13 protein-coding genes and 1 pseudogene are annotated in these 14,860 nt (G+C 63.7%); 8 read left to right on the forward strand and 6 right to left on the reverse strand.

Features of this window, described 5'->3' with window-relative positions:
• Nucleotides 1–101 precede the first annotated feature (101 nt).
• The gene (locus ACIGJE_RS14045; RefSeq protein ID WP_367625748.1) at nt 102–452 is read right to left on the reverse strand and encodes a hypothetical protein; all 351 of its coding nucleotides are present in this window, start codon (nt 450–452) and stop codon (nt 102–104) included.
• 223 nt (nt 453–675) lie between these two features.
• Between ACIGJE_RS14045 and ACIGJE_RS14050 the strand changes: the two genes are divergently transcribed.
• The 3 genes from ACIGJE_RS14050 to ACIGJE_RS14060 are packed head-to-tail and all read left to right on the forward strand — an operon-like array spanning nt 676 to nt 3,134.
• On the forward strand, nt 676–1,671 hold the full coding sequence (locus ACIGJE_RS14050; RefSeq protein ID WP_311934469.1) for an RluA family pseudouridine synthase: 996 nt from the start codon (nt 676–678) through the stop codon (nt 1,669–1,671).
• Nucleotides 1,672–1,674: 3 nt separating this feature from the next.
• Entirely contained in the window at nt 1,675–2,352 is a 678-nt protein-coding gene (locus tag ACIGJE_RS14055) for an HAD-IA family hydrolase (protein WP_483677728.1), read from the forward strand.
• Nucleotides 2,349–3,134: an ATP12 family chaperone protein gene (locus tag ACIGJE_RS14060; RefSeq protein WP_311934471.1), complete on the forward strand. Its 786-nt coding sequence runs from the start codon at nt 2,349–2,351 to the stop codon at nt 3,132–3,134. The genes ACIGJE_RS14055 and ACIGJE_RS14060 overlap by 4 nt, the downstream gene beginning before the upstream one ends.
• A 92-nt stretch (nt 3,135–3,226) precedes the next feature.
• Here ACIGJE_RS14060 and ACIGJE_RS14065 read toward each other — a convergent pair whose 3' ends face one another.
• The 5 genes from ACIGJE_RS14065 to ACIGJE_RS14085 all read right to left on the reverse strand — a co-directional run bounded on the left by ACIGJE_RS14065 (nt 3,227) and on the right by ACIGJE_RS14085 (nt 9,737).
• Entirely contained in the window at nt 3,227–4,504 is a 1,278-nt protein-coding gene (locus tag ACIGJE_RS14065; protein WP_483677730.1) for an aspartate aminotransferase type Ic, read from the reverse strand.
• 89 nt (nt 4,505–4,593) lie between these two features.
• Nucleotides 4,594–6,435: a TRAP transporter large permease gene (locus tag ACIGJE_RS14070; RefSeq protein ID WP_483677732.1), complete on the reverse strand. Its 1,842-nt coding sequence runs from the start codon at nt 6,433–6,435 to the stop codon at nt 4,594–4,596.
• Nucleotides 6,435–7,145 (reverse strand): TRAP transporter small permease subunit, encoded by a 711-nt coding sequence (locus tag ACIGJE_RS14075; RefSeq protein WP_483677734.1) that lies wholly within the window; start codon nt 7,143–7,145, stop codon nt 6,435–6,437. Before ACIGJE_RS14075 ends, ACIGJE_RS14070 begins: the two co-directional genes overlap by 1 nt.
• A gap of 227 nt (nt 7,146–7,372) precedes the next feature.
• Nucleotides 7,373–8,518, reverse strand: a complete 1,146-nt coding sequence (locus ACIGJE_RS14080; RefSeq protein WP_483677736.1) for a TRAP transporter substrate-binding protein — start codon at nt 8,516–8,518, stop codon at nt 7,373–7,375.
• A gap of 292 nt (nt 8,519–8,810) precedes the next feature.
• Nucleotides 8,811–9,737: a LysR family transcriptional regulator gene (locus ACIGJE_RS14085; RefSeq protein WP_483677738.1), complete on the reverse strand. Its 927-nt coding sequence runs from the start codon at nt 9,735–9,737 to the stop codon at nt 8,811–8,813.
• 118 nt (nt 9,738–9,855) lie between these two features.
• Between ACIGJE_RS14085 and ACIGJE_RS14090 the strand changes: the two are divergent.
• The 5 genes and pseudogenes from ACIGJE_RS14090 to ACIGJE_RS14110 form a co-directional block, all read left to right on the forward strand.
• Nucleotides 9,856–10,005: pseudogene (locus ACIGJE_RS14090) on the forward strand (YjiS-like domain-containing protein); the annotation flags it as partial.
• A 78-nt stretch (nt 10,006–10,083) separates the two neighbouring features.
• Nucleotides 10,084–10,662, forward strand: coding sequence for an N-acetyltransferase family protein (locus tag ACIGJE_RS14095; RefSeq protein ID WP_483680251.1), 579 nt, complete (start codon nt 10,084–10,086; stop codon nt 10,660–10,662).
• A complete protein-coding gene (locus ACIGJE_RS14100) occupies nt 10,659–11,879 on the forward strand; it encodes an MFS transporter (RefSeq protein ID WP_483677739.1) in 1,221 nt (406 codons plus the stop codon). Before ACIGJE_RS14095 ends, ACIGJE_RS14100 begins: the two co-directional genes overlap by 4 nt.
• Nucleotides 11,880–11,949: 70 nt before the next feature.
• On the forward strand, nt 11,950–13,482 hold the full coding sequence (locus ACIGJE_RS14105; protein ID WP_311934480.1) for an acyl-CoA carboxylase subunit beta: 1,533 nt from the start codon (nt 11,950–11,952) through the stop codon (nt 13,480–13,482).
• A 416-nt stretch (nt 13,483–13,898) separates the two neighbouring features.
• Nucleotides 13,899–14,735 carry a hypothetical protein gene (locus ACIGJE_RS14110; RefSeq protein ID WP_311938623.1) on the forward strand — a complete coding sequence of 279 codons (837 nt, stop codon included), beginning with the start codon at nt 13,899–13,901 and terminating at the stop codon, nt 14,733–14,735.
• The last annotated feature ends 125 nt before the right edge of the window (nt 14,736–14,860 follow it).

Raw genomic sequence — 14,860 nt, forward strand, 5'->3', positions numbered from 1 at the left:
TTGGCCGGTTGCACAGGGGGCTTCTGGATAGCCGGATCGAGTTCGGTTACGGCAGGTCGGAACCTTTCTCCCGCGGGTGCCGGACGCAATGGGACGATGTCCTAATCCGGTGCCAACTGGCAATTGGGGCCAACCCACTTGTTGATCGACGTGTCGAGTTCGGCGTCCATGTTGGCGGCGCTGCAGACGGGATAACGCTCATCGCCCTGTCGGCGCATACTTAGGTCTCTGTAGCGCTGAACGACGGTATCGTGATCCGGGGGCTGGTCGCGCTGTTGCCGCAGCGACAGTTGCATCATGCAATTGGCGAAAGCATCCGTACCTTCTTGAAAGCCAAACCCTGCGCATTGGGCCCTGTGTTTTGATGTCTGACCAGCATTTCCTTGGTTAGTCGTGCTGCCGAGCGCGAATGCAGCAAGCGCCAACAGCGGAAGACATGTCACAATGCGCATTCGGTACATTCTTTCATCAAATCATCTTTTGAAAAGGGATTGTGCCAATGCGCGCCATATTTAGCAACGACATGCGCGGCGCCGTTCCGGTCCGCTGCCCATGCAAGTCGGCCCGGCCGCACGTTCGGCTGGCAAGCAACGCACCTTTGGGCGATTTCCGGCAGACAGCGGCGCTGCGCTGCTTTATAGGGACGCGATCCCTTAATCGCGTGTCGGAACCTTGATGTCCTTTCTGGTCGAAACCCGTATCGTCACCGCCGATGAGGACGGCATGCGTCTCGACCGCTGGTTCAAGACGCATTTCCCGGACCTCGCTTTCGGTCATTTGCAGAAATTGCTGCGCTCCGGCCAGATCCGGGTCGATGGCGCGCGCGCGAAGACCAATGACCGCCTCGCCAAGGATCAGTCCATCCGGGTACCGCCGCTGCCGCGTTCCGATCCGGCGATCACCGGCGTCAAGCGCTCGGCGCAGAGCCAGAAGGACGCCGATTTCATCCGCTCCCTGATCCTGCACGAGGACAGGGACGTGCTGGTGATCAACAAGCCGCATGGCCTGTCCGTGCAGGGCGGCTCCGGCACCGAGCGTCATGTCGACGGCATGCTGGCCGCCCTGGCCGGGCCGGATGGCGAGAAGCCCCGTCTCGTTCACCGTCTCGATCGCGACACCTCCGGCGTGCTGGTACTGGCCAAGACGCGCAAGGCGGCCTCCGATCTCGGCGCCATCTTCCGCACCCGCTCGGCCCGCAAGATCTATTGGGCGCTGGTAAAGGGCGTGCCCGCACCCAAGCAGGGCCGCATCTCCTTGTTCCTGTCCAAGCAGCTCGGCATGGACGGGGAGAAGGTGCGCGTGATGAAGCATGGCGACGAGGAGGCCGTGCATTCGATCACCTATTATTCGCTGGTCGACCGGGCCGCCAATTCGGTGTCCTGGCTCTCGCTCAAGCCGGTGACCGGCCGCACCCATCAGCTGCGCGCCCACACCGCCCATATCGGCCATCCCATCATCGGCGACCCGAAATATGGGGAAGCCATGGAGAACATCCCCGAGGAATTGCCGAAGAAGCTGCACCTCCATGCGCGCCGCATCACCCTGCCGCATCCGCGTGGCGGCACGCTCGACGTCACCGCACCCTTGCCGCCGCATATGAAGCAGAGCTTCGAGATTCTGGGCTTCGATACCTCGGCCTATGATCCCATCGTCGATGCTCCGGAGGATTGAGACGTGAAACTTGTCCTGTTCGACGTCGACGGCACGCTGCTCGACAGCCAGCATCTGATCCATGCCTGCCTGGTCGAGACCTTCAAGGGCATGGGGCGCCCGCCGCTGCCGCGTGCGGAGATGCTCAGCATCGTCGGGCTCTCGCTGGTGCCGGCAATCCAGCGCCTGTTCGGCGACGACACCAGTGCCGACGACATCGAAAAGGCTGCCGGCTTCTATCGCGAAGCCTTCCTCGCCCGCGTCAACGATCCTGCCTTCGCGCCGCCGCTGTTTCCGGGCGCGGCGGAGGCGGTGGCCGAGCTGCGCCGGCGCGACGACGTGATCCTGGGCCTGGCCACCGGCAAGTCACGGCGCGGCGTCGACCGCATTCTCGAGAGCTTTGGCTGGGAAGGGCTGTTTGCCACCATCCAGACTGCCGATACCGCGCCCTCCAAGCCCCATCCCGGCATGATCGTGCAGGGGGCTGGCGAGGTAGGTCTGCGTCCCGAGGATGCCATCATGATCGGCGATACCAGCTTCGACATCCTGATGGGCCGCAGCGCCGGCGCGCGCACCATCGGCGTTTCCTGGGGCAATCACCCGGTTTCCGACCTCACCGAGGCGGGAGCGGACCATATCATCGACGACTTCGGCCAATTGCTGCCGTTGGTCGAAGCTTTCAAGGTGGCCGAGCCGCAATGAGCGATCGTGATTTTTACGGCGACTGGTTCCGCGATGGCGCCACGCCTGATCCCATGCATGCCGCCCAGAAGGGCATGAAGCCCGAACTGCCCAAGCGCTTCTACAGCGAGGCGAACGTGGTCGAGCAGGACGGGCAGCATGCCGTGGCGCTCGATGGGCGCGTCGCCCGCACGCCTGCCAAGTCCCTGCTGGCCTTTTCCAAGCCTGAAATGGCCGCCGCGGCCGCAGCGGAGTGGAACGGGCAGGGGAGCCATATCGACCCCTTCTCCATGCCGATCACCCGCATCGCCAATTCCGCCATCGACGGGGTGCGCACCTCGCGGCAGGCCGTGATCGACGAGATCTCCAAATATGGCGGCTCGGATCTCCTATGTTATCGGGTGGATCAACCAGAGGAATTGGTTCGTCGCCAGAACGAGGCCTGGGATCCCGTGCTGGCCTGGGCGGCCGACCGTCTGGGCGCGAGGCTCATCGTCACGCATGGCATCCAGCACAAGCAGCAGCCTCCGGAAGCGTTGGCAGCCATTGCCAAGGCTGTTGCCTGTTATGATGAATTCGGGTTGGCCAGTCTCCATGCCATAACCACGCTGACCGGTTCTGTCATTCTGGCGCTGGCAGTGGCCGAAGGCTATCTGGAGCCCGAGGCCGCCTGGGCCGCGGCCCATGTCGACGAAGACTATCAGGCCCAGCTCTGGGGCCAGGACGAAGAGGCGCAACAGCGTCGAGCCTGGCGCTGGCGCGAAATGGAAGCCGCCTCGCGCCTGCTGGCATTGGGACGGTAATCCTGGGACCGCCGGCATCCTGCCGGCTCTTCCTTTCCTGCAAGCGCAGCGGTTCCAAGAGGCCGGCAGGATGCCGGCGGTCCCAGGAAGTCCTAGCCCGCCATACGCTTTTCACACGCTGCCAACAGGGTGCAGAGCGCCACGGCGTCGGCGGCCAGCTTCACCTCGGCGAGGCTCGGATAGGTCGGTGCGATACGCAAGGTCCGGTCCTCGGGGTCCTTGCCATAGGGGTGCGTGGAACCTGCCGGGGTAAGCGCCAGGCCGGCCGCCTTGGCGAGGGCCACCACACGCGAGCCTGTGCCCTCCATCACGTCCAGGATGATGAAATAGCCGCCGGCAGGCCTGGTCCAGCGCGCGAAGCCGTGGCTGGCGAGCCGACGCTCGAAAGCCTCCTCCACCGCCGCGAATTTCGGGCCTATCAAGGCGCGGTGCTTTTCCATATGGGCATAAATGCCGTCGAGGTCGCGCAGGAAGCGGACATGGCGCAATTGGTTGAGCTTGTCGGGCCCGATCGTACGCTTGCTCGCATTGTCGAGATACCAGCGCACATTGGCGGGCGAGGCGGCGATGAAGGCGAGGCCCGCACCGGCTATGGTGACCTTCGAGGTCGAGGCGAACACGATCGGCCTGTCGGGATGGCCCGCCGCTGCACAGGCCTCCAGGATGTTGGCAAGATGCGGCCTGGTTTCGCCGAGATGGTGCAGGGCATAGGCATTGTCCCACAGGATGCGGAAGTCGGCGGCACCCGTCTTCATGCGCGCCAGGCGTTCGACCACGGCATCCGAATAGGTTTCGCCGCTCGGATTGGAATATTGCGGCACGCACCAGATCGCCTTGACCTTCGGGTCGGCAGCCAGGCGCTCGACTTCGTCCATGTCGGGGCCTTCGCCGGTGAGCGGCACCGGGATGAGCTTGATGCCGAAGGATTCGCTCAGGGCGAAATGCCGATCATAGCCCGGCACCGGGCAGAGGATGGCGATCTCCTCTTCCTTGCTCCAGGGCTTCGTTCCCCCCGGGACGCCGCGCAGCAGCGCATAGACATGGACGTCATGCATCAGCGCCAGGCTGGAATTATTGCCGACGATGACCTGGGCGGCGGGTGCGCCGAGCACCGGGGCAAACAGGTTGCGCACCTCGGCCAGGCCCTGTAGGCCGCCATAGTTGCGGGTATCTTCGCCGGCCTCGCTGAGGTGGTCGCGATTGCCGGGCAAAGCGAGCATGCCTTCGGCGAGGTCGAGCTGCTCGGGCGCCGGCTTGCCGCGCGTCATGTCGAGGGAGAGCTTGCGGTCTTTCAAGGCCTCATATTCGCGCGTCAGTTCGCCATGGAGGGCAGCGAGGGCATCGGGGCGCAGTTCGGCCAGGCTCGACATGGCAATTTCCTGTTGAGGACGATGATGAACGTCGCACTACAGCGCAATGGCACCCGAGTCGAGCCTTTGCATCGATGGTCGGCACCAAATCACCGGCCATAGAGATATTGCGGCAGCCAGAGCGTCAGGCCGGGCCACAGATACATCAGCACCATGCAGACGATGACGATCAGCATGTAAGGCATCATGCCGGCGAAGATCTGGTTGATCGTCACATGCGACGGCGCCACGCCCTTGAGATAGAAGGCCGACATCGCGACAGGGGGCGACAGGAAGGCGGCCTGCAGGTTCACGAAGACGATGACGCCCCACAGGATCGGATCGATCTCGAAATGCTTCAGCAACGGCAGGAAGATCGGCACGAAGATGATGATGATCTCGGTCCACTCCAGGGGCCAGCCGAGCAGGAAGATGATGGCCTGCGACAGGATCATGAACTGCAGGGGCGTCAGGTTGAGCGACAGCACCCATTGCTCGATCAGGGCCTGGCCGCCGAGAATGGCGAAGACGGCAGAGAAGACGGCCGAGCCGATGAAGAGCCAGCACACCATCGCCGTGGTCTTGGCGGTGAGGAACACGGCCTCCTTGGTGCGTTTCCAGTTGAGCGTGCGGGCGCTGAAAGCGAGCAGGAAGGCACCGGCCGCCCCCACGGCCGCCGATTCGGTAGCGGTGGTGATGCCGAACAGAATCACCGCCAGCACCAGCACGGTCAGGATGGCGAGGGGCATCACCGATGAGGTGAGCAACTTGATGACCTCGAGCCGTTCCGGCCCCATGGCACGGTAATAGCGTGCCAGGATCACCGCAGCCATGGCGGCGATGATGCCGAAGGTCACGAAGAAGGCGGTCGCGGGTCCGCCCTGGACCGGGGCGGCCTGGCCACTGGAGTCCGGTGTGCCGAGCGGCTCTGGGCCTCCCAACGGCTCTGGGCCTCCCAACGGCTCTGGGCCTCCCAGCGGTTCGGGCCCGCCGAGCTGTTCGGGCGCCGAGCCCAATTGCTCGAGGCCGGCTGCGGCACTGGCTTCGGTGCCGGCCTGGCCGTGGATGACCACATACCACCACACCAGGGCAAGCGTGCCGGCGACCAAAGCGAGGGGTACCAGCGTGGCCGCGAAATTCTTGAGGATCTGCCAATAGGTCAGCCGGCCGGTTTCGGTGTCCAGGGCCAAGGCGCGCCGGGGCGAGAACAGGGCTCGCAGCAGGCCCGCCGGCATGTTCCGCGTGTAGAGGGCCTGGAAACGCGGCATCCAGGCCGGGACCGGCACCTTGGTCTGGTCAGCCGGCAAGGTCGGGGCGATGCGCGGATTGAGGAGCGCCCAGCCGACGATGTAGATCAGATAGAGGAAGGCGAGGAAGAAGCCCGGAAACATCGCGGCGGCATAGAGCTTGACCACCGACTGGCCGGCGACCGCAGCATAGACGATGATCATCACCGAGGGCGGGATGAGGATGCCGAGCGTGCCGCCGGCGGTGATCACGCCGGAAGCGAGCCTGACGTCGTAGCCAGCGCGCAGCATCGGATTGAGGGCGATCACCCCCATCAGCACCACCACCGCTCCGACCAGGCCGCTGGCAATGCCCCAGAAGGTGCAGACGATCAGCGTCGTCACCGCCAGCGCCGCCGGCAGGCGCCGGAAGGAGAGCTGGATGGAATAGAACATCTTGTCGACCAGCGCGCCGCGCTCCATCACATAGCCCATCAGCACGAAGAGCGGGATGGAGATCAGGACGTCATTGGTCATGGCGCCATAGCTGCGCTGGACCATCAGGTCGAAGACACGGTTGTCCATCCAGTGCTGGGCGGGGTCGTAATAGGCGTAGAAGCCGAAGAAGATGCCGAGGCCCATCAGGGTGAAGGCTGTCGGAAAGCCCATCATGATCACCACCACGATGAGGCCGAGCATGAGAAGGCCCAGTGCGGGATCGCTCATCAGGGTTGCTCCCCGCCCGGTTTCTCTCCGCCCGGTTTCTCTCCGCCCGGTTTCTCTCCGCCCATGCCGCGCTGGCGCGCCGCCTCATCGATGCGCTGCATGGCGGCGATGGCAGCCTCGCGCTCCTTGGCATCGACATATTGGCTGTTCTCGAGCTGTTCGCCGACGACGTCGATCTCGTTGACGTCCTTGAGCCGCTCCGGCCATTGCCCGTTCCTGAGGCACAGAACGCAGCGCGTGATCTCGGCCAGGCCCTGCAGCATGACCAGAGCACCGGCGATCGGGATCACCGTCTTGAAGTGATAGATCGGCGGCCCGTCGGCGGTGACGCTCGAATGCTCGCCGATGCGCCAGGACGCGGCGGCATAGTCATAGCCGGCGTAGACCAGGGCCGCGATGCCGGGCAGGAAGAAGACGAGATAGAGCACGAGGTCGAAGCTCGCCTGGGTGCGCGGGCGCATGGAGCTGTAGAGGAAGTCGCCGCGGACATGGGCGTTCTGCGCCAGGGCATAAGCGCCGGCCAGCATGAACAACGAGCCGTAAAGCATATTGCTGGCGTCATAAATCCAGGCGGTCGGCTGGTTCAGGATGTACCGCTTGAAGACCTCGGCGCACACCAGCAGCATCAGGGCGATGATCAGCCAGGCCGCTGCCTTGCCGACCCAGGTGCTGATTGCGTCGATCCCGTGAAGTAAACGCTGAGTATGCATGCGACTGTCCGGCCGGAGGGGAAGCGGAGGAGCCGATGCGGCTTGGCTGCCGCGTCGATGAACGGGGACCGGTCGACGGTACAGGTGCTTGGCGTAATGGCGAAAGCAATTGCGCGACCTTTCGACCGCCATTACGAAAAGCCTGGATGCCCGGGTCAAGCCCGGGCATGACTAAGGCAGGCGCCTCGATCCCTGAGAGCCGCGCCAGGCATGTGCCCGCAGAAGCGTCAGATCTTCTTTGCGGCGCCATTGGCCCCGAAATAGTGATCGAAGGCCATGCGCCGATTGACCACCGTGTCCTGCTCCCAGCGCGCGGCGCGCTTGGCGAAGGCGATCTGGGAATCCAGGATCTCCTTGAACAGGGGATTGTCGGCCGCCTTCTTCTTCACCACCTCGTCATAGACTTCGAGCTGCTTCTTCAGAAGCGCTTCCGGCGTCTTGTAGAACTTGACGCCGTTCTTGGACTGCAACTCGGCATAATCCTGGGAATAGCGGTCGATCGCTTTCCACTGCATGTCCTGGGAGGCGGCCTCCGTGGCATTGGCGATAATGGCCTTCAGCTTGTCGGGCAGGGCGTCATATTTGGTCTTGTTGAAAAGGATTTCGAACTGCTCGGCATTCTGGTGATAGCTCTGCAGCATGCACACCTTCGAGACGTCGGCGAAGCCCAGGGCACGATCGGAGGAGGCATTGTTGAATTCGGCGGCGTCGAGCAGGCCGCGGTCCATCGCCGAGACGATCTCGCCGCCGGGCAAGGCATTCACGGCCGCGCCCATGCCGGAGAACACGTCGATGGAGATGCCGACGGTGCGGAATTTCAGGCCGCTGAGATCCTCCGGCTTGCCGACAGGCTTCTTGAACCAGCCGAGCGGCTGCGTCGGCATGGCGCCATAGGGCAGGGAGACGACATTGGCGCCGATCGAGGCATAGAGTTTTTCGAGCAGCTCCTTGCCACCACCATATTTATGCCATGCCATCAGCATGTTGGCGTCCATGCCGAAAGCAGGACCTGAGCCCCACAGGGCCAAGGCGGTCTGCTTGCCGTAGTGATAGACCATCACGCCATGGCCGCCGTCGAGCGTTCCCTTCGACACGGCGTCCAGCAGGCCGAAAGCCGGAACCACGGCACCGGCGGGCAAGACCTCGATCTTGAGTTCGCCGCCAGTCATGTCATTGACCTTCTTGGCGTAGTCCTGGGCGAATTCGTGAAAGATATCCTTGGCCGGCCACGTGCTCTGCCAGCGCATGCTGGTAGGGGTCTGCGCCCGCGCGATGGATGGGGTCGCAATGGCGACAGCCGCGACGGCAGCGGCCTCGCCGAGGAATTTACGGCGGGACGATTGTCCTTCGCCGGTCGTCCGAATCTTGGTCATACGATCCTCCCTGGATGCAGGCCTTCGAAAGATCCGGATAGTCGGATGCGTTCATTGTTGTCGTTTTGAACGGCTCTCCATTCCGAATACGCGCCGACGAATGGGAAGCCGGCGCCAAAGGCTTGCTCAGACTATTGCACGACGATTTGTCGTCGCCAACTGGAGCTCACGTCTCGACAGGGCGATGATTTCATGTGGACGAATGCAACTGTGCTCCGTAGACCGCCAATTCCGGGAGGTTGGACATCACCGCTACCAGCAAAGGCGCTTCGATGTGGCTGATTACAAATTGTTAATCTTCACATATGGCGTCGGACGTTGCGGAAGCAGGTGGTGAGCCGGATAGTTCGCGCAGGGCTCCCAGGATTTCCTTGAGCCCGCGATGCAGGGGTTTGTCGCGCCGGACGATGATGGCGAGCACGCGCGACAGGGGCGGGGAGAGCGGCTGTACGGTCAAGGCGCCGGAGGCCGCGTCGCCGCGAACGGCGATGCCGGGCAGGATCGAGCAGCCGAGGCCCGCCCTTACCAGTTCCTTGATCGCTTCGACGCTGCCGAGCGACATCACGGGACGCGGTGACAGGCCGGCTTGCGCGAACCATTCATCGGTGAGGCGCCGCGTATTGCCGCCGGGTTCGAACAGCAGTAGCGGCAATTCGGCGAGGGTGACAGGAGAAGCTGGCACAGGCAGTTGGGTCTGCGGCGGCGCGATGACCATGAAAGGGTCCTCCAGGACCGGCTCGAGCTCGAGCGAGCGGCTCGAGACGGGCATGGTAACCAAGGCAAGGTCGAGCCTGTTGTCCTCGACTGCGCGGGCGATCTCGCCGGTATTGCCGGTGGTGATGACGATCTCCAGTCGGGGATGACGTCGCCGCAGGCGCTGGAGCAGGGCCGGCAGCAGGAAGATGCAGGCTGTCGCGCCGGTGCCGATGCGCACCGTCCCCATCACCCCTTCGCTCTGGCGAGCCACCGCTTCGAGCGCGGCCTGCACGGCGGCATCGATGCGGGTGGCATGCAGCAGCAATTCCGTGCCGGCTGCTGTCGGCCTCGCCTTGCGGCCGACGCGTTCGATCAGCATCGTACCGAGGCGCCGCTCCAACTGGCGGATCTGCAGGCTGACGGCGGGTTGCGTCAGGTTCAGCCGATCGGCTGCCGCCGAGAAACTGCCGAGTTCGACGACATCGGCGAAGGTTTTGAGGTGATCGAGGTTGAGTCGGTCCATATCGAAGTCGTTCTCATGCCAAAGATTTCCTTATGCTTAGCATGATTTTCCAAAGCTTCCTTTATTCGAGACGGAGGAAGACAATACGGCAGGTTTCACGAGCCGGAGAGAAGATAGGATGGCAAGACGCCTGTCGCTTCAGGCAGCGTGCGTAGCAGCCGTCCGGGAAGGCGGGCGCTATCTCGCTTTGTCTCCCCGGTCACGCCTGCATCAGCGGGCCGCTCTGCGCGAACTCGACGATCGACTGCTTGCGGATATCGGCCTTACCAGACTGGAAGCGCTGGTTGGGCTGCCGGTGGCGGGGACGGGCGATCCTGCTATGAAGAAATGCAATCAGGCGACGGCAATGACAGCGAATCGAATGGATCCAACCGCCAATGCAGCGGCCGTTCTCGTGCGGGACGCCCGTGGGAAGGACATGACAGCGGTGCAGCCAATCTATGCCCGCCACGTCTTGCAGGGGCTGGCAAGCTTCGAGGAGGTGCCGCCGAGCCTGGAGGAGTTGGTTGCGCGCCGCCATGGCGTCCTGGCCCAGGGACTGCCTTATCTCGTGGCCGAGATGGAGGGGCGCGTGGTCGGCTATAGCTACGCCACGGCCTACAGGCCGCGGCCGGCTTATCGCTACACTGTCGAGGATTCCGTCTATGTCGCCCCGGACATGGGCGGGCGGGGCATTGGCCGCCTCCTGCTCGAGGAACTGATCGCCCGCTGTGAGGCTGGCCCCTGGCGCCAGATGCTGGCCGTGATCGGCAATAGCGGCAATGCCGGATCGATTGCCTTGCACCGGCGCTTGGGGTTTTCGGAGGTGGGAGTCTTGACGTCGGTCGGCTTCAAGTTCGGGCGCTGGGTCGATACCGTGCTGATGCAGCGTCCGCTCGGAATCGGGAACGGCGGGTTACCCTTCGACGGCGAGGTCAGGCGGTGATTCCCCGCCACACCGTGCTCTGCCTCGGCCTGTTCCAGTTCGTGGCCTGGGGCGCGACCTATTATCTGGTCGGCGGCTTTGGTGAGCGGATGGCAGCCGACCTTGGCTGGTCGCGCGACATCGTCTATGGCGGCTTCGCCCTCGCTTTGTTGGTGATGGGGCTGGTTTCGCCGCTGTGCGGACGGCTGATCGATCGGCATGGCGGTCGCGGCATGATGGCGACCGGATCGATGCTCGCATCCTTGGCCTGTGTCGGGCTCGCCTTCAGCCATTCTCTGCCGGCCTACTTCGCCGCCTGGCTCGTCCTGGGCGTTGCCATGCGCTTGACGCTCTATGATGCTGCCTTTGCCGCTCTGGCGCGGGCCGGTGGAGCCGAGGCGCGCCGGGCGATGGCGCAGATCACGCTGCCGGGCGGGTTGTCTTCTACTGCCTTCTGGCCATTGGGGACGGCGCTGGCCGACAGCCTAGGCTGGCGAGGAGCCGTGCTCGTCTATGCCGGCCTGATGCTGGCGACGGTGCCGCTTGCCTTGACACTGCCTGCCGTCCGGCGCCCTGTTGGGCCGGTGCCCGATGTCGACACGTCCCGGCAGAGGGCTGACCGGCCTGGTTCGGAGCTCCTGCTCGCCGGTGTGCTCTACGCGCTGATCACCACGATCATGAATTTTCTGAATGCCGGCATGTCCTCCCACATGATCGCCATCCTGGCGGGGCTCGGCCTCGCTCAGGCCTCGGCGGTCTGGGTCGCCACCCTGCGGGGCATCGGCCAGTCCTGCGCCAGGCTGGCCGAGATCCTGTTTGGCACGCGCCTGCATCCGCTCGCGCTCAATCTGCTTGCATGCTCCCTGCTGCCGCTTTCCTTCGCCGCCGGATTTGCCGGTGGCTATTCACTCACGGCGGCCATGCTGTTCGCACTCGGCTATGGCGCCGGCAACGGCCTCGCAACGATCACACGCGGCACGGTCCCGCTCGTCCTGTTCGACCATCGCGCCTATGGGGCTGTCACCGGCCGCCTTCTCGCCCCCAGCTTCGTCGTCTCGGCCGGGGCGCCGGTCATCTATGCCCGTGCGATCGACTGGTGGGGTCCCGAGGGAGCGCTTGCTTTCTCGCTGGCGCTGGCCGCCGTCACTCTGGCTGCGGCTCTCCTGCTCAAGTTGCGTTTTGCGCCGGCGAGCGCCGGTTCCTGTGGAATTTCCCCGGGGAATGGCCGAGCACGGTGAAATCCGGGCGATATCGCTGTATGGAACAAGGCGCGGCAGGTTCCAACAAGAGCCGCGGGAAGCGCCCTTCATGAAGCATATCCTGGCCGAACTCGACACGCGCCGCACCCAGGCCCTGCTGGGCGGCGGCGAAAAGCGCATTGCCGCGCAGCACGCCAAGGGCAAACTCACCGCACGCGAACGCCTGGAACTGTTGCTCGATGCTGGCTCCTTCGAGGAATTCGATGCCTTCGTCGAGCACCGCGCCGTCGATTTCGGTATGGATCGCACCCACATCGCCGGCGATGGCGTCGTCACCGGCTGGGGCACGGTGAATGGCCGCAAAGTCTTCGTCTTCGCCAAGGATTTCACGGTGTTCGGCGGCTCGCTGTCGGAGACCCACGCCAACAAGATCAACAAGATCCAGGACATGGCGCTGAAGAATCGGGCGCCGATCATCGGCCTGTTCGATGCCGGCGGTGCCCGCATCCAGGAAGGCGTGGCAGCGCTGGGAGGCTATGGCGAGGTCTTCCGGCGCAACGTGCTGGCCTCCGGCGTGATCCCGCAGATTTCGCTGATCATGGGGCCTTGCGCGGGCGGGGACGTCTATTCGCCGGCCATGACCGACTTCATCTTCATGGTGAAGGACACCAGCTACATGTTCGTCACTGGCCCCGACGTCACCAAGACGGTCACCAACGAGACGGTGACGGCCGAGGAACTCGGCGGCGCATCCGTGCATGCCGTACGCTCCTCCGTAGCGGATGGCGCCTATGAGAACGATGTCGAGGCTCTGCTGCAGATGCGCCGGCTCATCGATTTCCTGCCGGCCAACAATTGCGAGGGACCGCCGGAGATCCCGTCCTTCGACGATATCGAACGGCTCGAGCCTTCGCTCGACACGCTGGTGCCGGACAATCCCAACAAGCCCTATGACATGAAGGAACTCGTCACCAAGCTGGCGGACGAGGGGGACTTCTTCGAGATCCAGTCGACGTTCGCACGCAACATCATCACGGGCTTTGCGCGCATTGCGGGGCGCACCATCGGCATCGTCGCCAACCAGCCGATGGTGCTGGCCGGCGTGCTCGATTCCGATGCCAGCCGCAAGGGCGCGCGCTTCGTGCGCTTCTGCAACGCCTTCGAGATCCCGATCGTCACCCTTGTCGATGTTCCCGGCTTCCTGCCCGGCACAGCGCAGGAATATGGCGGCCTGATCAAGCATGGCGCCAAGCTGCTGTTCGCCTATTCGCAGGCTACGGTACCGCTGGTGACGGTGATCACCCGCAAGGCCTATGGCGGTGCCTATGACGTCATGGCCTCCAAACATGTCGGGGCCGACGTCAACTATGCCTGGCCGACGGCCCAGATCGCGGTAATGGGGGCCAAGGGCGCCGTGGAGATCATCTTCCGCCAGGACATGGATGACCCGGAAAAGATCGCCAAGCACGTCAAGGGCTACGAAGACCGATTTCTTTCGCCCTTCGTCGCCGCCGAGCGCGGCTATATCGACGAAGTGGTCCAGCCGTCCCAGACACGCAAGCGCGTGGCACGGGCCCTTGCCATGCTGCGTAACAAGCATGTCGAGGCTCCCCGCAAGAAGCACGACAACATCCCGCTATAGTGAGGCGGCCCTATCGGTTATTCTGCCTGCCGTAGGGGAAAATGACAAAACATGGTGAATCCCGCGCGCAGCGTTTCCTGCAGGCCTGCCCTGCGAAGCGCGCCTCGCAGGGCAGGCCTGCGGCAGCGGCATGGCTGAACCCTGAAAAGGGTTTGATATCAGATAGATATCGGGTGTAACGGATCGGCCTCTTTACATCGGCTCTATCGTCGACCCCTTGGTGGCCGCCAAGCCAGAAGCTGTGAATGATCGGATTTCGGCCCGACATTGCCACAGGATTGTGGCGAACCGCACATTCTTTGGCCATGTGCGGCCCTTAGGGTGAGACTCATTAACGCCACTTTGAGTGGTCCAGGCTCAAATTGGCATCATGAGGCGCCGCGAGTTTGGCGCAAACCAAGGCAAGGCACGACACTATGGTGACGTCACCTATCGCAACTCTGATTCAACCCGCCCTGGAGCGCGGTTCGATCGAGGATTCCGAAGTCCAGCAAATGCGTCAGCGTTGGCAGGACGGCGTGCAGCTCCAGGCCGCCGATGCCGACGCACTCTTTGCGCTTCAGGGCGTACTGGCCGGGCGCAACAAGGGTTTCAACGCCCTCTTCGAGGAAATGCTGACGGCTTTCGTCCTGGATCGCAACGAGCCAAAGGGCAGTATTTCCAAGGAGCAGGGAGCCTGGGTGCTTTCGATGCTCGATGGCGGCGAGGGACTGGTGGCCAATGCCGCCGAGCTCGGCCTGCTGATCCACCTGGTCGAACAGGCCGACAGCGTACCGGATGATCTCGCCAGCTTCGCATTGCACCAGATCCAGCATGCCGCGATGACCGGTGAGGGACCGGCCGCCAAGGGCCGCATCCATTTCTCCCGCGTGATCGATACGCAGGACATCGCCAACATGGCCCGCCTCTTCCAGGTCGAGAAGGGCGCCAAGCGTCGTATCGTCTCGCGCCAGGAAGCCGAGATGCTGTTCGACATGGCCGAAGGCTGCAACAGCGAGGACCCGGCCTGGGACGGGCTGTTTGCCGAGACCATTCAGGCCCATCTGCTGGCGACCAACCAGCCGAGCAACACGGGCGGCCGTTCGCTGGCTACGCCCGTGGTTCTGGCCGATCGCGATAGTGCCTGGCTGAACCGGCGCATCCAGCACGATGGTCGGGTGAGCCGGGCCGAGCGGGCCCTGCTGGCCCTGGTCGATCCGCGCCAGATGGCAGCGACCAACAATTGGGAGCAGTCGATCAGCCAGATGATCTGATTGGCTCTATCCACTCGAATGCATCTCATCGAATGCCGGCCCTCGGGCCGGCATTCTGCTTTTTCGGCAAGGTGTTGGCTGTCAGGGATGAATCTCGGCATCAGCCCGTTCATCCCAAATCCTAT

Source organism: Labrys sp. E2SS-1L, from assembly GCF_057073705.1.

Bases quoted from the DNA above. Each gene is read 5' to 3' on its own strand.
- ACIGJE_RS14045 (WP_367625748.1), bottom strand. From the start codon at position 452: ATGCGCATTGTGACATGTCTTCCGCTGTTGGCGCTTGCTGCATTCGCG.
- ACIGJE_RS14050 (WP_311934469.1), top strand. From the start codon at position 676: ATGTCCTTTCTGGTCGAAACCCGTATCGTCACCGCCGATGAGGACGGC.
- ACIGJE_RS14060 (WP_311934471.1), top strand. From the start codon at position 2,349: ATGAGCGATCGTGATTTTTACGGCGACTGGTTCCGCGATGGCGCCACG.
- ACIGJE_RS14065 (WP_483677730.1), bottom strand. From the start codon at position 4,504: ATGTCGAGCCTGGCCGAACTGCGCCCCGATGCCCTCGCTGCCCTCCAT.
- ACIGJE_RS14070 (WP_483677732.1), bottom strand. From the start codon at position 6,435: ATGAGCGATCCCGCACTGGGCCTTCTCATGCTCGGCCTCATCGTGGTG.
- ACIGJE_RS14075 (WP_483677734.1), bottom strand. From the start codon at position 7,145: ATGCATACTCAGCGTTTACTTCACGGGATCGACGCAATCAGCACCTGG.
- ACIGJE_RS14080 (WP_483677736.1), bottom strand. From the start codon at position 8,518: ATGACCAAGATTCGGACGACCGGCGAAGGACAATCGTCCCGCCGTAAA.
- ACIGJE_RS14085 (WP_483677738.1), bottom strand. From the start codon at position 9,737: ATGGACCGACTCAACCTCGATCACCTCAAAACCTTCGCCGATGTCGTC.
- ACIGJE_RS14095 (WP_483680251.1), top strand. From the start codon at position 10,084: ATGACAGCGAATCGAATGGATCCAACCGCCAATGCAGCGGCCGTTCTC.
- ACIGJE_RS14105 (WP_311934480.1), top strand. From the start codon at position 11,950: ATGAAGCATATCCTGGCCGAACTCGACACGCGCCGCACCCAGGCCCTG.
- ACIGJE_RS14110 (WP_311938623.1), top strand. From the start codon at position 13,899: ATGGTGACGTCACCTATCGCAACTCTGATTCAACCCGCCCTGGAGCGC.